This window comes from Xenorhabdus stockiae, assembly GCF_002632825.1.
GTDB lineage: Bacteria > Pseudomonadota > Gammaproteobacteria > Enterobacterales > Enterobacteriaceae > Xenorhabdus > Xenorhabdus stockiae.
In genome coordinates this window covers 1-19,462 of sequence record NZ_NJAJ01000006.1, presented here as the reverse complement: position 1 = coordinate 19,462, position 19,462 = coordinate 1, and the positions used below count along the sequence as shown (strand labels likewise).

Sequence of the window (19,462 nt, the reverse complement as noted above, 5' to 3'; positions counted from 1 at the left end):
AAATCTTTTAGGTTATCAGTCTACATTAACCAACATAAGGTGTCTTTATTTCAGCGGATACACTTTCTTAAAGCAATAGTTAGCTGATATTCTACCACACTATGAGCAAAACACATTTGACAGAAAAGAAGTTTTCCGACTTCGCATTGCACCCCAAGGTCATTGAAGCCCTTGATAAAAAGGGCTTTTCAAACTGTACGCCAATACAGGCGCTAACATTGCCTTTTACTGTCGAAGGCCAAGATGTTGCGGGGCAAGCACAAACAGGAACGGGTAAGACGCTGGCATTTCTGACGTCTACTTTTCATTATTTACTAAGCCACCCCGCTGCGGCGGATCATAAAACCAATCAGCCACGCGCGCTGATTATGGCTCCGACCCGCGAACTGGCTGTCCAGATTTATTCTGATGCAGAAGAACTGGCTGAAGCCACCGGGCTGAAAATGGGGCTTGCTTATGGCGGAGATGGCTATGATAAGCAGCTAAAAGTACTGGAAGCCGGTGTTGATATCATCATTGGTACTACAGGCCGCCTGATTGATTATGCTAAGCAGGGATATATTAATCTCAGCGCTATTCAGGTTGTTGTACTGGATGAAGCGGATCGGATGTATGACCTTGGTTTTATCAAGGATATCCGCTGGCTATTCCGTCGTATTCCTTCTGCGACTCAGCGTATGACGCTGCTGTTTTCCGCTACACTCTCTTATCGGGTACGTGAGTTAGCTTTTGAGCAGATGAACAATCCTGAGTATGTCGAAGTCGAACCATTACAGAAAACAGGGCACCGCATTCAGGAAGAACTGTTTTATCCTTCCAATGAAGAGAAAATGAGTCTGCTACAGACCCTGTTGGAAGAAGAGTGGCCAGACCGCTGTATTATTTTTGCTAATACCAAACATCGCTGTGAAGATATCTGGGCACATCTGGCTGCCGATGGTCATCGTGTCGGCCTGCTGACCGGTGATGTCGCACAGAAAAAACGCCTGCGCATACTGGAAGAGTTCAGTCTGGGGAATGTGGATATTCTGGTTGCTACCGATGTTGCTGCACGCGGGCTGCATATTCCATCAGTAACACACGTATTTAACTATGATTTGCCGGATGACTGTGAAGACTACGTCCATCGCATTGGCCGAACCGGTCGAGCAGGCGAAAGTGGTCATTCAATCAGTTTGGCTTGTGAAGAGTACGCGCTGAATCTGCCAGCTATTGAAGAATATATTCAGCACCAGATCCCTGTAAGCAAATATAACAGTGATGCATTGCTGAAAGATTTACCAGTGCCCAAACGCCGTAACCGTTCGCGTTCAGGGGGACATCCACGCCGCACTAATATGCCACGCCGTGGAAACACTGTTCGTAATCGTAAACGCAATCCATAAATGTTCAGGCTGATTAATGTAATTCTGGAATAACAAAATGCTGAGTTCTTCTTCGCTCTATGCCGCTATCGATTTAGGCTCAAACAGCTTTCATATGCTGGTTGTCCGCAGAGTATCCGATAGTATTCAGGTGGTTGCCCGAATCAAGCGTAAGGTCAGGCTGGCCGCTGGATTAGATAAAAATAACCACTTATCACAGCAGGCAATGGAACGAGGATGGCAATGCCTTCGCCTTTTTGCGGAATATTTGCAGGATATTCCTGCTCCACAGATCCGCGTTGTCGCGACAGCTACACTGCGACTTGCTGAAAATTCCGGTGAGTTTGTCGGGAAAGCCTCTGAAATCTTAGGTTCCCCGGTCAAAGTTATCAGAGGGGAAGAAGAAGCCCGACTGATTTATCAGGGCGTTGCTCACACCACAGGCGGTCCGGAGGAGCGTCTGGTGGTGGATATTGGCGGGGGCAGTACAGAGCTGGTTACAGGTACAGGCGCAAATGCCACACAGTTATTCAGCCTTGAGATGGGTTGTGTTACCTGGCTCGAACGTTATTTCAATGATCGCAGCCTGACAGAAGAAAACTTTGCCAAAGCAGAAGCGGCAGCTCACCAGATCCTTGCTCCGGTCACCACAACACTGCTGCAACAGGGCTGGCAGATTTGTGTCGGAGCATCCGGCACCGTTCAGGCGCTTCAGGAGATAATGATTGCTCAGGGCATGGATGAACTTATCACTCTGCCCAAACTGCAACAACTCAAATCTAAGGCGATTGAATGCGGGAAGCTGGAAGAGCTGGAAATAAATGGCCTGACTCTGGAGCGGGCACTGGTTTTTCCAAGTGGCCTCGCAATCCTGATTGCTATCTTTCAGGCATTAGAAATTGAGAGCATGATTCTGGCAGGAGGCGCGTTGCGGGAAGGTCTGGTTTACGGAATGCTGGAATTACCTGTCGAGCAGGATGTCCGGGCCAGAACCCTACAGAATATTCAGCAGCGTTTTCAGATTGATGCAGAACAGGCACTGCGCGTCAGACAACTGGCAGAACATTTCTTTCAGCAAGTTGCTAAAACATGGGAACTGGATGAGCGATGCCGGGAACTGTTAGTCAGTGTTTGTTTGCTGCATGAAATCGGCCTGTGTATCGATTTCCGTCAGGGGCCGGCTCATTCTGCTTATCTGATTAGTCATTTAGATCTACCCGGTTACACCCCTGCTCAAAAACGCCTGCTAGCGACATTATTGCAAAATCAGAGCGGAGCTATCGATTTAGCATCACTGAATCAGCAAAATGCCTTACCGGCACAGCTGGCACTGCGATTGTGTCGTTTACTGCGTCTCGCCATTATTTTCGCCAGCCGACGGCAGGATGACTCTTTGTCTGCTCTGCGTTTACAGGCTGAAAATGAAACGCTTACCATCACGCTTCCATATCAGTGGCAAGCCCAGCATCCTCTCAGGGCTGAAATTCTGCATCAGGAAAGTACATGGCAACATTATGTCCACTGGCCACTTTTTATTGAAGAGCAGAGCAACACTCATTTGGGATAAACCCGGCACCTTATAAAAAAATGAATCCCTCACCCCAGATACATGCCTGAAAATACAGCAGGGGCGAGGGATTACGGCAGGTTTTCCTGACGAGATCAGTCACCGCCCGTTTTCTGCCCAAGGCCAAAACGGGATTTGATATCAGCAAGACGTGACTGCCCCCGTTTCATGCGTTCTTCTGCACTGACCACTTTCTTGCCTTGCGGCCAGTCCAGATCATCCTGAGGCAGCTCTAACAGAAACCGACTCGGTTCCGGGCGTATTAGTTCCCCGTACTGACGGCGCTCTTTACTCAGGGTGAGAAAGAGTTCACGCTGGGCGCGGGTAATACCGACATACGCCAAACGTCGTTCTTCCTCAATATTATCTTCATCAATACTGCTCTGATGTGGCAATAATCCCTCTTCCATACCCACCATAAAAACATAAGGGAATTCTAGCCCTTTGGAAGCATGTAGCGTCATAAGCTGTACCTGATCCGACTCCTCACTTTCCTCTCCGCGCTCCAACATATCCCGCAGAGTGAAGCGGGCTACGACCTGAGAAAGTGTCATCGGTTCATTCAGGTCATCCCCTTCGAACATCTCACTCATCCAGGTAAAAAGCTGGTTAACATTCTTCATCCTCATTTCAGCCGCTTTAGGGCTGGGGGAAGTTTCATGCAACCAACTTTCGTAATCCATGCCATGCAATAAATCCCTCACAGCTAACAATGGATCTCGTTCTGCCTGATGTGAAATTTCATTTATCCAGTGGGTAAAGCGCTGTAAGGCTGCCAATCCACGACCAGAGAGATTCTGCTCCAGACCAAGATCGAAACTGGCATGATACAGACTTTTGTTACGCTGCTTGGCCCATTCGCCTAGCTTCTGAACCGTCACCGCACCTATTTCTCTACGTGGTGTATTGACAACCCGTAGAAAAGCGCTGTCATCATCAGGATTAGTCAGTACGCGCAAATAAGAAAGTAAGTCCTTAATTTCCGGCCGGGAAAAAAATGAAGTTCCACCAGAAATACGATACGGTATACGGCTTTGCATCAGCATTTTTTCAAAAATGCGGGATTGATGATTACCGCGATACAGGATTGCGTAATCCTTATAATCGGTTTTATTGATAAAGTGATGTGCGATCAACTCACCGACTACGCGTTCAGCTTCATGATCTTCATTATTGGCTTCGATCACACGAAGAGGATCACCATAGCCCAATTCAGAAAACAGTTTTTTCTCGAAAACGTGGGGATTATTTGCAATCAGAATATTTGCCGATTTCAGTATTCTCCCTGATGAGCGGTAATTCTGCTCCAGCTTGATCACATTAAGCTGAGGAAAATCTTCTTTTAACAGGATCAGGTTTTGTGGACGGGCACCGCGCCAAGAATAAATTGATTGATCATCATCACCAACCACCGTAAAACGTGCCCGGTTGCCAACCAACAATTTTACCAGCTGATACTGGCTGGTGTTGGTGTCCTGATATTCATCCACCAGCAGATAACGAATTCTATTCTGCCAGCGCTCCCTGACTTCTTCATCCCGCATTAACAGTAACGTTGGTTTAGTGATCAGATCATCAAAGTCGAGCACATTACAACTGTTCAAGTGTAAATCATAACGCCGATAACACTCAGCAAAGTAATGTTCCTGTTCTGAGCGAGCCTGCCTGATTACCTGCTCCGGTGACATCAGATCATTTTTCCAGCCAGAAATACTTGAGATCAGTTTTTGTAATAGATCTTTGTCTTCCTCCAGTAAATCCGCCGTCAAATCTTTCAGCAAAGCCATTTGATCCTGATCGTCGAACAAAGAGAAATTACTCTTCATGCCCAACGCTTTATATTCACGCTTAATGATTTCCAATCCCAACGTATGAAAAGTGGAAATCATCAGGCCTCTGGTTTCCTTACGTCCTAATGTCTGTGCCACACGTTCTTTCATTTCTCGTGCAGCTTTGTTGGTAAAGGTCACCGCCGCAATATGGCGGGCTTGATAACCGCAGGCACGTATCAGATGGGCTATTTTATTGGTGATAACTCTGGTCTTACCGGAGCCTGCACCTGCCAGAACCAGACAAGGCCCTGTCACAAATTCAACCGCTTGTTGTTGGCTGGGATTTAATCGCATACTGTTTTGAAAGTTATATCAGGATGAAAAAAGTAAGGAACGAAATTGTAGCAGAAAGCCATGTAATAAGGCGTTTTTCTTCACCAGTCAGGCCACTACGATGATTTATTCTTGAGTGAATCTAATACTCAACAATCAAAAATTATTATTTTATCGATCTTAAAATTCCTAATCCGTAATAGATTTACTACTTTTCTATATGTAATAAATAACAATGTCATAAAACCTGTCAAATAGGATGCAATATGTTACGAAAAACCGGTTTTTTCTTTGATGAAAGCTGCTTCTGGCACAATTCCGGCATACAGCATGTTGTCATGCTTCCTGTTGGAGGATGGATACAACCTCCTTCTGGGTCGGGGCATGCTGAATCACCAGAAACCAAACGCAGAATGAAAAATTTAATGGATGTTTCTGGTTTAAGCCGTTCATTGCAGCTATCAGGTGCTGATCCTCTTGATGAAGCGACCTTAAAACTCATCCACCCAACCGAGTATTTACAACGTTTTAAGTCTATGAGCGATAATGGAACCGGTTTGCTTGGGCACGCAGCACCTGTAGGGGCTGGCAGCTATGAAATAGCTAAACTGTCTGCCGGACTGACCTGTGCTGCGGTAGAGGCCGTCCTGCATGGTGAACTCGATAACGCCTATAGCCTTTCCCGACCTCCCGGACACCATTGCCTGCCAGATCAAGCAATGGGTTTTTGTTATTTCGCCAATATTCCCCTCGCCATTGAACGAGCCAAAAAGCAGTTTGGGCTTGGGCGGGTTGCAGTCGTTGACTGGGATGTTCACCACGGTAACGGAACACAACATATTTTTTGCGAACGTGATGACGTTTTAACTATTTCCCTGCATCAGGATGGTTGCTATCCCGAAGGATATAGTGGAGAAGACGATATCGGTGCGGATAAAGGAGAAGGTTTCAATATCAATATTCCATTGATGGCCGGAGCCGGACACAACAGCTACATGTATGCCATGGATCAAATCGTCCTGCCCGCATTATACCGTTACCAGCCTGAGTTGATTATTGTCGCCAGTGGCTATGATGCCAATGCCATGGACCCGCTGGCTCGCATGCAATTACACAGTGACAGCTTCCGAGAAATGACGCGCAAAATACAGCAGACAGCTGATGAATTATGTGATGGTAAGCTGGTTGTTGTCCATGAAGGTGGTTATTCAGAACTCTATGTACCTTTCTGTGGTCTGGCTGTGCTGGAAGAATTAAGCGGCGTTCGCACGGAAGTTCAGGATCCTTTACTGGAAATGGTCCAGAGGCAACAGCCAAGGGAACATTTTAACACATTCCAGCGTCAGGAAATTGATGCGCTGAAACAGAGATTTCATTTGTAGCCCGAACGAGGAAAATAGTATGCCCGATACGATGTATCGGGCATAGCATCATCAGAATTATCCGCCAACAGCAATGCGTTTCATATCAGTCATATAACCACGCAAAGTCCGGCCTATAGTTTCAATCGGGTGGTTACGAATCGCATCGTTAACATCACGCAACTGAGCATTATCGATACCATTATCAGCAACAGCTTTACCTAAATCCCCTGCCTGTAAAGATGACATAAATTCTTTCTGTAACAGAGGTACTGCCACATAAGAGAACAGGTAGTTACCGTATTCAGCCGTATCAGAGATGACGACGTTCATTTCGTAGAGACGTTTACGAGCAATGGTATTCGCAATCAATGGCAGTTCATGCAGTGACTCATAATAAGCAGACTCTTCGATGATGCCTGAATCCACCATTGTTTCAAATGCCAGCTCAACCCCGGCTTTAACCATGGCAATCATTAATACACCATGATCAAAGTATTCCTGCTCGCTGATATGACCGCTGTAATCAGGATAGTTTTCAAATGGTGTCTGACCGGTTTCAGCTCTCCAGTTCAACAAATCCTTATCGTCATTCGCCCAATCCGCCATCATGCCTGAAGAGAATTGGCCGGAAATAATATCATCCATATGTTTCTGGAATAACGGAGTCAGAATAGCTTTCAACTGTTCCGAAAGCGCATAAGCCCTCAGTTTTGCCGGATTGGAAAGCCTGTCCATCATCAGAGTAATCCCACCCTGTTTCAGGGCTTCAGTGATAGTTTCCCAGCCAAACTGGATAAGTTTACCGGCATAACCCGGCTCTGCGCCATCAGCCACCAGCTTGTCATAACACAGCAGAGAACCTGCCTGTAACATGCCACACAGAATGGTCTGCTCACCCATCAAGTCAGATTTTACTTCTGCGACAAATGAGGATTCCAGAACGCCTGCCCGATGGCCTCCGGTTGCTGCTGCCCATGCTTTCGCAATTGCCATCCCTTCGCCTTTTACATCGTTTTCCGGATGTACAGCAAGCAGAGTCGGAACACCAAAACCACGCTTATATTCTTCACGCACTTCCGTTCCCGGACACTTCGGAGCAACCATCACAACAGTAATATCTTTGCGAACCTGTTCACCTACTTCGACAATATTAAAACCGTGGGAATACCCCAGCGCAGCACCTTCTTTCATCAATGGCTGAACAGCCTGAACAACGGCAGAGTGTTGTTTGTCGGGCGTCAGGTTAATAACCAAATCAGCCTGTGGGATCAACTCTTCATAGGTACCGACTCTGAAACCATTTTCAGTTGCCTTGCGCCACGAAGCCCGTTTTTCTTCAATGGCTTCTTTACGCAGGGCATAGGCAATATCCAGACCGGAGTCACGCATATTAAGCCCCTGATTCAGGCCTTGAGCACCACACCCGACAATCACCACTTTCTTGCCTTTTAAATACCCTGCCTCGTCAGCAAATTCTTCTCTTGCCATAAAACGGCATTTGCCCAGCTGCGCCAACTGCTGGCGTAAATTCAATGTATCAAAATAATTAGCCATGGTGACTCCGATATAATTAGGTGTGATGTTGTTTGCATTCAGCCAATATATGCCATGAAAGACATTGCTTAAATTGATATATTGACAAGACTATATTGCAGTTTACGCAACATATCTTTTTTGAGACAATTTACAGAAAAAACTTTCAGCAGAAGGCACTGAAACGATGGATCTACGTGATTTAAAACTGTTTTTACATCTTGCAGAAAGTTGTCATTTTGGCCGCACGGCTAAAGCAATGCATGTCAGCCCTTCTACGCTTTCACGCCAAATTCAGCGCCTTGAAGATCAATTGGCTCACCCACTGTTTCTGCGGGATAACCGGACAGTAAAACTCACCACTGCGGGCGAACAGCTAAAACAATTTGCCCAGCATACATTATTACAATATCAGCAACTGCTTCACTCGCTGAATCACCAAAGCCCGTCATTAACGGGAGAATTACGCCTTTTCTGTTCAGTGACAGCCGCTTATAGCCACCTTCCTCAGGTTCTGGATAAATTCCGGGCGGAACACCCTTTGGTGGAGATCAAACTGACAACAGGCGATGCCGCCGATGCCGTTGATAAAATCCAGTCTGAAGAAGCGGATTTGGGTATTGCAGGTAAACCTGAGAAACTGCCTGATAACATCAGTTTTACCAAGATTGGCGAAATCCCGCTAGTCCTAATCGCCCCGGCTTTACCCTGTGCTGTGAGATCATTAGCCACACAAGAATATCCTGACTGGAATGAGATCCCATTCATTCTGCCGGAACATGGTCCCTCTCGTAAGCGTATTGAGCTTTGGTTCCGCCGCCACAAAATTAATCATCCACAAATTTATGCAACCGTTTCAGGCCATGAAGCCATTGTATCGATGGTTGCTTTAGGTTGCGGTATCGCTCTCATTCCTGCGGTTGTCGTTGAAAACAGCCCTGAACCGGTACGCAGCCGTATATCGCTGCTGGAAAATATTTCGTTGGTTGAACCATTTGAATTAGGCGTTTGTGCACTAAGCAAGCGGCTGAATGAGCCGTTGATAAAAGCATTTTGGCGGTTGCTATCGTCTGATAGTCATTCATCAAGCATTGGATGATGATAAGAACAGAAGAAATTTCATCATTAAACTAATAGCGCCTGTTATGGCGCTATCTCTGTTTCCCACAGGCCCGAGTATTCCTATCTCAACAGCAAATTAAATGAGGGATTATTCGTCTCATCATGATATTCGTAGCCTAACTCATCCAGATGTCGGTCAAAACGGAGTTCTTCCTCTGAAAGTTCAAAAGCCGTCAATACTCGTCCATAATCCGTGCCATGACTACGATAATGAAACAGCGTGATATTCCAGTGCGCCCCTAATGTCTGTAAAAATTTCAGCAAAGCGCCCGGCGATTCAGGGAAAGCAAAGCTGAATAATCGCTCCTGCAACGGCTTGGATGGCCTGCCGCCAATCATATAGCGGACATGCAGTTTCGCCATTTCATCATCGGTCAAATCAGCGACCTGATAACCTGCCGCTTTTAACTCTTCAATAATTTCAATACGTTCCGTATTTCCACGATTCAGTCTGATACCGACAAAAACGCGAGCCTTATTTGGTTCGGCAGAATCCGAATAACGATAACTGAATTCTGTCACAAAACGGCTTCCCAGCATCTGACAAAATGTCAGGAAACTGCCTTTCTGTTCAGGAATAGTGACTGCCAGCAAAGCCTCACGCTGCTCTCCCAGTTCGCAACGCTCTGAAACATAACGTAAACCATGGAAGTTCACATTCGCACCAGAAAGAATATGCGCGAGCCTTTCTCCCTTGATTTGATGCTGCTGGACGTATTTCTTCAATCCTGCCAGTGCCAAAGCACCAGAAGGTTCAGCAATGGCACGCACGTCTTCAAAAATATCTTTCATGGCAGCACAAATAGCATCGCTATCAACTGTAATGACATCATCAACATATTTCTGACAAAGGCGGAATGTTTCATCCCCAATACGCTTGACGGCAACACCTTCCGCAAATAAACCCACTCTCGGTAAATCGACCGGATGTCCGGCTTCCAGTGCTGCTTTCAGGCAGGCAGAATCCTCTGCTTCTACCCCAATAATTTTCATTTCTGGTACAAGTTGTTTAATCAGAACAGCAACACCTGCAATTAACCCGCCACCGCCAACCGGAACAAAAATACGATCAAGGTGAACATCCTGCTGTAACAATTCCATTGCCAAAGTTGCCTGACCGGCAATGACTGCCGGGTGATCAAAAGGAGGGACAAATGTATACCTGTGTTCCTTTGCCATTTCGATAGCTTTGGCTTTTGCTTCATCGAAATTCGCACCATGTAACAGCACTTCACCACCCAGACTGCGCACAGCATCAACTTTAATATCGGCTGTCGCTACCGGCATCACAATAGTCGCTCTGATACCCACTTTACTGGCGGATAAGGCAACGCCCTGTGCATGATTGCCTGCTGATGCCGTAATAACTCCCCTGACTTTTTGTTCTTCCGTCAGGCTGGCAATCATCGCGTAGGCACCACGCAGTTTGAAACTGTGTACCAACTGACGATCTTCCCGTTTAACCAAAATGGTGTTATTTAAACGAGCGGAGATTTTTTTCATTTCCTGTAATGGCGTAACCTGAGCAACGTCATAAACGGGCGCACTTAGGGCTGCTTTGAGATATTCCGCCCCTTTAGGTTCAGGATTAAGAGGATAAACGACCACAATTACCCTCCCAGTTTAGTCTTATCACGCACAGCCCCTTTATCGGCGCTGGTCGCTAGTGAAGCATAAGCACGCAGGGCAAAAGAAACCTGACGTTCCCTGAATTTGGGTGTCCATGCTTTATCGCCACGGGATAATTCTTTCTGCACCCGCTCGGCAAGCTCTTTTTCACTGACATCCAATTGAATCTTGCGGTTTGGAATATCAATGTCGATGATATCGCCATCATGTACCAGACCAATTAAACCACCATTAGCCGCTTCAGGAGAGACATGGCCAATTGACAATCCCGATGTCCCCCCCGAGAAACGTCCATCCGTAATCAAAGCACAACTTTTACCTAATCCCATTGATTTCAGGTAGGTCGTCGGGTAAAGCATCTCCTGCATACCGGGGCCACCTTTCGGGCCTTCATAACGAATAACAACCACATCACCTGCTACGACTTTTCCACCCAGAATCGCATCTACGGCATCTTCCTGACTTTCATAAACTTTAGCTGGGCCACGGAAAGTCAGAATACTTTCATCCACTCCTGCGGTTTTCACAATGCAGCCATCCACAGCAATGTTACCGGACAGCACCGCAAGCCCCCCATCCTGACTATAGGCATAGGACAGTTCACGAATACAGCCTTCTTTCCTATCTGTATCCAAAGATGGCCAACGACAGTTCTGAGAAAAAGCCTGAGTAGTTCTAATACCTGCCGGGCCTGCTGCATACATGCTTTTTACAGCTTCATCGGCGGTCTGCATAACATCATACTGGGCCAGCGTTTGTGGCAAATCTAAACCCAGAATATTCTTCACATGGCGATTTAAAAGCCCTGCCCGATCCAGTTCACCGAGAATACCAATCACACCACCAGCACGATGCACATCTTCCATGTGATATTTTTGGGTACTTGGTGCTACCTTACACAAATGGGGAACCTGACGAGACAGACGATCAATATCTGTCATGGTGAAATCAACATCTCCCTCCTGCGCGGCGGCCAATAAATGCAGCACAGTGTTTGTCGATCCCCCCATTGCAATATCCAGCGTCATGGCATTCTCAAATGCAGCTTTAGTCGCAATATTACGTGGCAACGCACTGTCATCATTTTGCTCGTAGTAACGTTTAGTCAGTTCAACAATGCGCTTACCCGCGTTGAGAAACAGAGTCTTACGATCGGCATGTGTAGCAAGTAATGAACCATTTCCCGGCTGAGAAAGCCCCAGAGCTTCCGTCAGGCAGTTCATTGAATTCGCCGTAAACATACCGGAACAGGAACCGCAAGTCGGGCAGGCAGAGCGTTCAATCTGATCACTTTGTTCATCACTGATATTCGGATTGGCTCCCTGAATCATGGCATCGACCAGATCCAACTTGATAATTTGATCCGATAACCGTGTTTTTCCTGCTTCCATCGGGCCGCCGGAAACGAAAATAACCGGAATATTCAGGCGCAGAGATGCCATCAGCATACCGGGGGTGATCTTATCGCAGTTCGAAATACACACCATTGCATCCGCACAATGTGCATTCACCATATATTCCACAGAATCCGCAATCAGCTCACGGGATGGCAATGAATACAGCATTCCTCCGTGCCCCATTGCGATACCATCATCAACGGCAATGGTATTAAATTCCTTTGCAACCCCTCCTGAAGCCTCAATCTGCTCTGCCACCAGCTTGCCCAAATCCCGCAAATGAACATGCCCGGGTACGAATTGAGTAAATGAATTCACAACAGCAATGATAGGTTTTCCAAAATCCTCATCAGTCATCCCCGTCGCACGCCATAAAGCACGCGCCCCTGCCATATTACGGCCATGGGTTGTTGTAGCAGAACGATATTTAGGCATTATTTTTCACTCCCGTGTCTGTCTAATATTGATAGCATCTAATCAGCATCTGAAAACAGGCGGGGAACGAGCCGCCTGTCAGTTTTTTATTTTTTATTAAGGATTCACAGGGTCTAACCAGCCCCATTTATCTTCTGTCGTGCCATCAAATAAGCCAAAGAATGCATTTTGGATCTTTTTGGTAACTGGCCCGCACCGGCCAATCCCGACCTGTATACCATCTACACTACGAACCGGAGTGATTTCTGCGGCTGTACCCGTCATAAAAACTTCATCAGCCAGATAAAGCGATTCGCGGGAAAGAGTCTGTTCACGCACTTCCAGACCAAGGTCCTGTGCCAATCTGATGATAGCGTCCCGTGTGATCCCCGGTAGGGCAGAAGAAGAAAATGGCGGCGTGAACAAAATACCATTTTTTACTTCGAATAAATTTTCACCTGCGCCTTCTGAAATATAACCATGAACATCCAAAGCAATCCCTTCCTGATAGCCATGACGCCTTGCCTCACTCCCCACCAGCAAAGAAGACAAATAATTTCCGCCCGCCTTTGCCGCTGTCGGGATAGTGTTGGCTGCTATACGATTCCACGAAGAAACCATTGCATCAATCCCCTGATCCAGTGCTTCTTCGCCGAGATAGGCTCCCCACGGGAAAGCAGCAATGATGACATCTGTTTGATAACCTTCGGGAGGATTAACCCCCATACCCACATCACCAATAAAAACTAATGGACGAATGTAAGCGCTGACTAATTTGTTTTTGCGAAGTGTTGCACGACAAGCTTCCATTAACTCATCAACACTCTGGCTCACTGGCATACGGTAAATTTTGGCTGAATCACGTAAACGCTGCATATGCTCTCGGTGGCGAAAAACAACAGGCCCTTTATGGGAGTTATAACAGCGAATACCTTCAAAGACTGATGTTCCATAATGCAAGGCATGGGACATAACGTGTACTTTTGCATCAGCCCAAGGAACCATTTCGCCATTGAACCAAATATAATCAGCTTGCTTTGTCATTCTTTTGTTTCCTTTCCATCGCGCACTATGCGCTTATCAATTGTGATTTATTATGTTGTATCTCAACACCGGCAACATCAACCAGCTTTACCAACTGAGCAAAAAGTAAATTTACAGGGCGCTGGCTGGCAACAGTGAGTTCAATACATACACTATCACTATCTACTGTATGATCCATATTCAATGCGCATATTTGAAAACCCCTATGACGGGTAACTCTCAGAATTCTTTCAAGAATCTCAGGACAAAACCGAGCCTGAATAGCAAGTTGATGTTGCATCATAATAACTTCTCCAACATATTTGCATTGCTTGCACCGGGTGGAACCAATGGCCAAACATTTTCAAATTCATCAATGGATACGTGTAACAAATAAGGGCCTTCACTATTGAACAAGGCGTCCAATGCAGCATCTATCTGTGATTTTTCAGTAACATGCTGGCCCGGAATATCAAACGCTTTTGCTAAGGTAATAAAGTCAGGATTATCAGTCAGGATTGTTTCACTATAACGACGGTCAAAAAATAACTCCTGCCACTGTTTTACCATTCCCAAACGCTGGTTATCCAATAAAACCATCTTGATTGGCAGTTTCTTGCGTTTAATCGTTCCCAGCTCCTGAACATTCATCATGAAAGAACCATCACCGGATATACAAATAACCATATCGCCCGGGCGCACCATCTGCGCTCCAATTGCAGCTGGAATACCAAACCCCATCGTTCCCAGTCCACTGGAAGTAATAAAATTTTCCGGTTTGTCAAACGTCATATGCTGAGCTGTCCACATCTGATGCTGTCCAACATCGGTGGTAATAACAGTATTAGGTGGCTTGCGATCAGATATCAGTTTCAATAAGGCTGGGGCATAAATTTTTTCGCCCTGATAGTCATAACGCCATGCGTGTATTTCTTTTAACTGCTTAACTTCTTGTTGCCATGCTTCGATCGATAAAGGCTGCTGTAGATAAGGTAATAATGTTTTTAAATTACCTTTTAATGAAATATGTGCCTGACGTAATTTATTTAATTCAGCCGGATCGATATCTATATGGATGACTTTGGCATGGGGGGCGAAGGTATCTAATTTCCCTGTCACACGGTCGTCAAAACGCGCTCCAACGGCAATCAGTAAATCGCAGGACTGAACAGCTAAGTTAGCCGCCTTTGTTCCGTGCATTCCTAACATACCCAAATAGCATTCATGTTGGGCATCTGCAGCCCCTAATCCTTTAAGAGTAGAAACTACCGGTATTCCCGTTTCTTCTACCAGACGACGTAATTCAGGTACTGCGCCCGCTATCCCAACCCCTCCTCCTACATATAAAACAGGTTTTTGAGAATAAACCATCATATTGCGGGCTTGTGTCAGTGCGTTCTCAGGAAGAGTAGATGGGGTAACAACAGGGCTTAAATAAGGTGTAAAATCCCCCTGTTTTAACTGAATATCTTTTGGTAAATCTATCAGAACAGGACCGGGGCGACCTTCCATAGCGATGGAAAAAGCTTCCGCCATAATTTGAGGTAATTTTTCCAGCGACTCCACCAGAAAACTGTGTTTAGTACAGGCAAGAGAAAGCCCCAACATATCGATTTCCTGAAAAGCATCAGTACCGATAACTTCAGAACTTACCTGACCGGTAATGGCAACCACAGGCACAGAATCCAATAGCGCATCAGCCAGCCCTGTAATTAGGTTTGTTGCTCCTGGTCCCGATGTGGCAATACAAACTCCCGGTTTATCGCTTGCCCTTGCATAACCAATGGCTGCCATTACCGCCCCTTGTTCGTGGCGGCATAGCAAATGTTCAATACCACCATCATACAAAGCATCATACACTGGCATAATGGCTCCGCCGGGGTAACCGAAAACTTTCTCCACTCCCTGTGTCCGTAGTGCCTGTACAACCCATTGCGCCCCATTCATAGCCATCCTCCTATCGGTATTTACTCTGTCAGTGGCTTCTTGTGATGTTGTTTTATGTTTGTTTATAAGTGCTAAAAAAAAACCCCGCTCTATTTTTTAGGGCGGGGGTCTTTGTGAAATCTGGCTGTATTTTATGTCTACGCCTTCCTTCGTCCAAGTGCGCCCCCGCACGGTAGAATAATCACTACCACGCTAATAATTAGGCTAATCACGAGAACATATTTCTTCATAAAGGTTCGTTTTTACTTTTTATAGGTTCGACATATATTTTAGAATTATCACTTTCTATTATTGTTGACAATGATTATTTTTATTTTTTTACGAAAAAATAATATTACTTATTATTTTCAGTAAGATAAAACAAAAGCAGACAAATCCTCTGGATTTTATCTATTTCATGATGAGAAAAAAATCATTATCTACCGTTTTAGTAAAATAATTAATTAAGTAAATTATCAAAATGTAACTTAATGACCTATAAATCATATATAGATGCTTATAAAAACAGGGTTTATCAAAAAAAACTGATCATAATAAGTCAGTAAAATAATCCATTTATCTAAATAAAAGTAATAATAAACATGATAACAACCCAGAATGAAACTAACCCCACTCATTCAAAGAAAAATAGAAATTAATAATAGAATCAACAAATAACATAAAATAGCTAAAATTAAAAAATGTCAGTGTGGTAATAACAATAATTATATTTTCGAAAGGCTTCGCAAAATAACAAAAGGTGGCTTTTTATTATTTTTCAATAAGTCATGATGGATTTTTTTGGCTAAGGAAAGCATTATGACTCTTGCGATTATCTACACCCGAGCCACTATCGGTGTCGATTCCCCGCTTGTCACAATAGAAGCACATATCAGTAACGGCCTACCCGGTTTAACTCTCGTTGGTTTACCTGAAACTACTGTCAAGGAGGCCAGAGATCGTGTCAGAAGTGCCTTAATCAATAGTGGTTTTACCTACCCGGCAAAAAGGATCACGGTTAATCTGGCTCCAGCAGATCTTCCCAAAGAAGGGGGAAGATATGATTTACCTATCGCCATTGCAATTCTGGCAGCTTCGGAACAGATCCCGTCAACTGAGTTAAATCATTATGAGTTTTTAGGAGAGCTTGCGCTTTCAGGAGAGATACGCAAGGTTATGGGGGCAATTCCCGCCGCACTTAGTGCCAGAAATTCAGGCAGGCAGTTAATTTTATCTACAGAAAATCAGGCTGAACTGGCTATTCTGTCTCAAAATGAAACGTTATTAGCCAACCGATTACTGCAAGTCTGTCACTTCCTGCGAGGTGAAAAAAACATCTTATTTTCTCCTGCTCCGATCACTTTAAAAACCGAGCCACTTGTTCTAGATCTACAGGACATTATTGGACAGGAACAAGCGAAACGGGCTCTGGAGATAACAGCCGCAGGAGGTCATAATCTCTTGTTACTTGGACCTCCCGGTACAGGTAAAACCATGCTGGCCAGCCGACTATGTGATCTACTGCCACCTCTAACGCATCAGGAAGCGTTACACGTTGCGGCAATCAATAGTCTGGCTGGTCAGTCAATTAACCCTCAAAAATGGCATATACGGCCATTTAGAGCGCCTCACCATAGCTCATCAATGGCGGCTCTTGTTGGAGGAGGCTCAATACCTAAACCCGGAGAAATCTCCCTTGCACATAATGGTGTTTTATTTCTGGATGAATTACCGGAATTTAACCGTACTGTTCTTGATGCATTACGTGAGCCATTAGAATCTGGCGAGATTGTGATATCACGAGCCAAAGCAAAAGTTTGTTTCCCTGCCCGTGTTCAATTGATCGCTGCCATGAACCCAAGCCCGACCGGATATCATCAGGGATTACATAATCGCAGCAGTCCACAGCAGGTATTACGCTACCTTGCCAAACTATCAGGTCCATTTTTAGACCGTTTTGACCTTTCTATAGACGTTCCTCTGCTTCCTCCCGGTATCCTCAGCAAATCATCAACAAAACATGGGGAAAGTAGCCACGAGGTTAAAAAAAGAGTAGAAAATGCCAGAAATATACAAATAGAACGCAATGGATATGTAAACGCCCATCTTACCTGTAAGCAAACAGAAAAAGTTTGTAGACTAAAGATGGAAGATGCCATCTTTCTGGAAAATACTTTACTAAAATTGGGACTATCTGTACGTGCATGGCACCGAATCCTAAAAGTTTCACGTACTATTGCAGACTTAAAAGAACAAAAGAAAATAGAAAAGCCAGATATTATGGAAGCGCTCAGCTACCGGAGCATGGATAGGTTGCTTATTCAGCTACAAAATCAGGTTGGATAATGTGGAAAAGGGGCATATTTGCCCCTCTTGATGGATCCTTCATCCCAATGATGATATTAATCATCACTATCAGTGAAATCCTCAGCAGGATCTAACTGTGGTTTTCCGCCGGAAAGGGTATGGAAACGTTTTGGACGTCTGATTTTCTCCAAATACTTAAACCATACTTTTTCCGCTATTGTTACAGGTGCACGCTCACCACGGCAAACTGCTACAAACAGTTTTTCTTCTTCTGTTTGTGGTTCACGTTTACCAAGATCCAATTCATTGAACGCATTGCCATGACGTTCTAGCAATTGGGCCTCTTTGATGGTGAAATCACCGTGACGGGAAAATCCGCGTGGATAATGTTTATTATCAAAAAAACGATTAGTCGTGATGAAGCTTTCAGCCATCTGACACACTCCTAACTCTACTGTCATACTAATTATGGCGCGGAGTATTAGGGAGGCTTGACATTCTGTAAAACAAAATATTTAAATCATAACGACAAAAACTATTGGAGATGCATGTGGACACCGAATTACTGAAAACCTTTTTGGAAGTCAGTAAGACTCGTCACTTTGGTCGGGCAGCTGAATCACTCTATCTAACACAATCCGCCGTTAGCTTTCGGATCCGACAACTGGAGAATCAACTTGGTGCTAATTTATTCACACGACATCGCAATAATATTCGCCTGACAGCTGCGGGTGAACGTCTGGTTCCCTATGCAGAATCGTTAATGAATACCTGGCAATTAGCGAAAAAAGAGATCAGCTATGTCTCACAACATACAGAGCTCTCTATCGGCGCTACTGCATCTCTGTGGGAAGCTTATCTAACCCCTTGGTTGAATATGTTTTATTGCGATAATCAGGGAATCAGAATCGAATCACGCGTCTCCACACGGCAATCTCTTGTTAAACAGCTACACTCTCGTGAATTAGATCTTTTAATCACAACAGAGCCACCAAAAATGGATGAATTCCAGAGTCAGCTGATCGGGAGTATTCAGCTTGTTTTATTAACTACTCAAAATAATATTGAACAAGGTATAGAAAATTACATAAAGCTGGAATGGGGAGCAGATTTTCACCAACAAGAGCAACTGATTCTGAAAAGTGAGCACCCTCCTATCATAACCACTACCTCAGCACATATTGCCAGAGAGCTATTGGAAAGTGTCAATGCTGCGACATTCCTACCAGTTCACTGGCTTGAAGAGTATTCAAAACTTGTTATAGCACCAGATAATGAGCAAATTAAACGACCACTATATGCCGTGTGGTTACAAAATAGCGACCAACATACACTTATCCAACAATTATTAAAAATACCTGTTGAAAAAGCTCCAGTGACAAATTGATGAGATTCAGTCTAGAGTCTTAGATCGTATAAAACTCTAAGCAAAAGAGCTGTGGAGGGATTATTAATGCAAAAAAACAAAAAGAAAAAACCCAGCTAAAATTAGCTGGGCTATTAATCTGAAAACTATAAATTATTACTTAGTTATTAACTGGCAGGGGCGGAGAGACTCGAACTCCCAACACCCGGTTTTGGAGACCGGTGCTCTACCAATTGAACTACGCCCCTAAATCGGTGGCGGTGCGGACGGGACTCGAACCCGCGACCCCCGGCGTGACAGGCCGGTATTCTAACCAACTGAACTACCGCACCACCGAATACTGTT

General features: G+C 44.9%; 15 protein-coding genes and 2 tRNA genes. 6 read left to right on the top strand and 11 right to left on the bottom strand.

What is annotated here, in order from left to right:
- Positions 1–101: 101 nt before the first annotated feature.
- Positions 102–1,385: an ATP-dependent RNA helicase RhlB gene (gene rhlB, locus Xsto_RS03805; protein WP_099109301.1), complete on the top strand. Its 1,284-nt coding sequence runs from the start codon at positions 102–104 to the stop codon at positions 1,383–1,385.
- Between the two features lie 37 nt (positions 1,386–1,422).
- Positions 1,423–2,931, top strand: coding sequence for a guanosine-5'-triphosphate,3'-diphosphate diphosphatase (gene gppA, locus Xsto_RS03800; protein ID WP_099124143.1), 1,509 nt, complete (start codon positions 1,423–1,425; stop codon positions 2,929–2,931).
- Positions 2,932–3,026: 95 nt separating this feature from the next.
- On the opposite strand, the gene rep is transcribed toward gppA, so the two are convergent.
- Positions 3,027–5,057, bottom strand: coding sequence for a DNA helicase Rep (gene rep, locus Xsto_RS03795; RefSeq protein ID WP_099124142.1), 2,031 nt, complete (start codon positions 5,055–5,057; stop codon positions 3,027–3,029).
- Positions 5,058–5,302: 245 nt separating this feature from the next.
- On the opposite strand from rep, the gene Xsto_RS03790 reads away from it, so the two are divergent.
- Entirely contained in the window at positions 5,303–6,418 is a 1,116-nt protein-coding gene (locus tag Xsto_RS03790; RefSeq protein ID WP_099124141.1) for a class II histone deacetylase, read from the top strand.
- Between the two features lie 57 nt (positions 6,419–6,475).
- Here Xsto_RS03790 and ilvC read toward each other — a convergent pair whose 3' ends face one another.
- A complete protein-coding gene (ilvC, locus tag Xsto_RS03785; protein WP_099124140.1) occupies positions 6,476–7,954 on the bottom strand; it encodes a ketol-acid reductoisomerase in 1,479 nt (492 codons plus the stop codon).
- Positions 7,955–8,120: 166 nt separating this feature from the next.
- Between ilvC and ilvY the strand changes: the two genes are divergently transcribed.
- Positions 8,121–9,032: an HTH-type transcriptional activator IlvY gene (gene ilvY, locus Xsto_RS03780; protein WP_099124139.1), complete on the top strand. Its 912-nt coding sequence runs from the start codon at positions 8,121–8,123 to the stop codon at positions 9,030–9,032.
- Positions 9,033–9,115: 83 nt separating this feature from the next.
- On the opposite strand, the gene ilvA is transcribed toward ilvY, so the two are convergent.
- From ilvA to Xsto_RS03750, 6 genes are all read right to left on the bottom strand, one after another.
- Positions 9,116–10,663: a threonine ammonia-lyase, biosynthetic gene (gene ilvA, locus Xsto_RS03775; protein WP_099124138.1), complete on the bottom strand. Its 1,548-nt coding sequence runs from the start codon at positions 10,661–10,663 to the stop codon at positions 9,116–9,118.
- 2 nt (positions 10,664–10,665) lie between these two features.
- Positions 10,666–12,516: a dihydroxy-acid dehydratase gene (gene ilvD / locus Xsto_RS03770; RefSeq protein ID WP_099124137.1), complete on the bottom strand. Its 1,851-nt coding sequence runs from the start codon at positions 12,514–12,516 to the stop codon at positions 10,666–10,668.
- A 96-nt stretch (positions 12,517–12,612) separates the two neighbouring features.
- Positions 12,613–13,539, bottom strand: a complete 927-nt coding sequence (locus tag Xsto_RS03765; protein ID WP_099109293.1) for a branched-chain amino acid transaminase — start codon at positions 13,537–13,539, stop codon at positions 12,613–12,615.
- A 25-nt stretch (positions 13,540–13,564) separates the two neighbouring features.
- Positions 13,565–13,822: an acetolactate synthase 2 small subunit gene (ilvM, locus tag Xsto_RS03760; protein WP_099109292.1), complete on the bottom strand. Its 258-nt coding sequence runs from the start codon at positions 13,820–13,822 to the stop codon at positions 13,565–13,567.
- Positions 13,819–15,465 (bottom strand): acetolactate synthase 2 catalytic subunit, encoded by a 1,647-nt coding sequence (gene ilvG / locus Xsto_RS03755; RefSeq protein ID WP_099124136.1) that lies wholly within the window; start codon positions 15,463–15,465, stop codon positions 13,819–13,821. The genes ilvM and ilvG overlap by 4 nt, the downstream gene beginning before the upstream one ends.
- Positions 15,466–15,602: 137 nt before the next feature.
- On the bottom strand, positions 15,603–15,695 hold the full coding sequence (locus tag Xsto_RS03750) for an IlvGEDA operon leader peptide (RefSeq protein ID WP_099109290.1): 93 nt from the start codon (positions 15,693–15,695) through the stop codon (positions 15,603–15,605).
- Positions 15,696–16,263: 568 nt separating this feature from the next.
- Between Xsto_RS03750 and Xsto_RS03745 the strand changes: the two genes are divergently transcribed.
- Entirely contained in the window at positions 16,264–17,790 is a 1,527-nt protein-coding gene (locus Xsto_RS03745) for a YifB family Mg chelatase-like AAA ATPase (RefSeq protein WP_099124135.1), read from the top strand.
- A 56-nt stretch (positions 17,791–17,846) separates the two neighbouring features.
- Here Xsto_RS03745 and Xsto_RS03740 read toward each other — a convergent pair whose 3' ends face one another.
- On the bottom strand, positions 17,847–18,185 hold the full coding sequence (locus Xsto_RS03740; RefSeq protein WP_099109288.1) for a MaoP family protein: 339 nt from the start codon (positions 18,183–18,185) through the stop codon (positions 17,847–17,849).
- Between the two features lie 116 nt (positions 18,186–18,301).
- Between Xsto_RS03740 and hdfR the strand changes: the two genes are divergently transcribed.
- Positions 18,302–19,138 carry an HTH-type transcriptional regulator HdfR gene (hdfR, locus tag Xsto_RS03735; protein WP_099124134.1) on the top strand — a complete coding sequence of 279 codons (837 nt, stop codon included), beginning with the start codon at positions 18,302–18,304 and terminating at the stop codon, positions 19,136–19,138.
- A 151-nt stretch (positions 19,139–19,289) separates the two neighbouring features.
- On the opposite strand, the gene Xsto_RS03730 is transcribed toward hdfR, so the two are convergent.
- Positions 19,290–19,365: transfer RNA gene (locus Xsto_RS03730), tRNA-Trp, on the bottom strand.
- Between the two features lie 7 nt (positions 19,366–19,372).
- Positions 19,373–19,449: transfer RNA gene (locus Xsto_RS03725), tRNA-Asp, on the bottom strand.
- Positions 19,450–19,462 lie beyond the last annotated feature (13 nt).

Bases quoted from the DNA above. Each gene is read 5' to 3' on its own strand.
- rhlB (WP_099109301.1), top strand. From the start codon at position 102: ATGAGCAAAACACATTTGACAGAAAAGAAGTTTTCCGACTTCGCATTG.
- Xsto_RS03765 (WP_099109293.1), bottom strand. From the start codon at position 13,539: ATGACAAAGCAAGCTGATTATATTTGGTTCAATGGCGAAATGGTTCCT.
- ilvM (WP_099109292.1), bottom strand. From the start codon at position 13,822: ATGATGCAACATCAACTTGCTATTCAGGCTCGGTTTTGTCCTGAGATT.
- Xsto_RS03790 (WP_099124141.1), top strand. From the start codon at position 5,303: ATGTTACGAAAAACCGGTTTTTTCTTTGATGAAAGCTGCTTCTGGCAC.
- ilvG (WP_099124136.1), bottom strand. From the start codon at position 15,465: ATGAATGGGGCGCAATGGGTTGTACAGGCACTACGGACACAGGGAGTG.
- Xsto_RS03745 (WP_099124135.1), top strand. From the start codon at position 16,264: ATGACTCTTGCGATTATCTACACCCGAGCCACTATCGGTGTCGATTCC.
- gppA (WP_099124143.1), top strand. From the start codon at position 1,423: ATGCTGAGTTCTTCTTCGCTCTATGCCGCTATCGATTTAGGCTCAAAC.
- Xsto_RS03750 (WP_099109290.1), bottom strand. From the start codon at position 15,695: ATGAAGAAATATGTTCTCGTGATTAGCCTAATTATTAGCGTGGTAGTG.
- rep (WP_099124142.1), bottom strand. From the start codon at position 5,057: ATGCGATTAAATCCCAGCCAACAACAAGCGGTTGAATTTGTGACAGGG.
- ilvD (WP_099124137.1), bottom strand. From the start codon at position 12,516: ATGCCTAAATATCGTTCTGCTACAACAACCCATGGCCGTAATATGGCA.
- ilvY (WP_099124139.1), top strand. From the start codon at position 8,121: ATGGATCTACGTGATTTAAAACTGTTTTTACATCTTGCAGAAAGTTGT.
- ilvC (WP_099124140.1), bottom strand. From the start codon at position 7,954: ATGGCTAATTATTTTGATACATTGAATTTACGCCAGCAGTTGGCGCAG.
- Xsto_RS03740 (WP_099109288.1), bottom strand. From the start codon at position 18,185: ATGGCTGAAAGCTTCATCACGACTAATCGTTTTTTTGATAATAAACAT.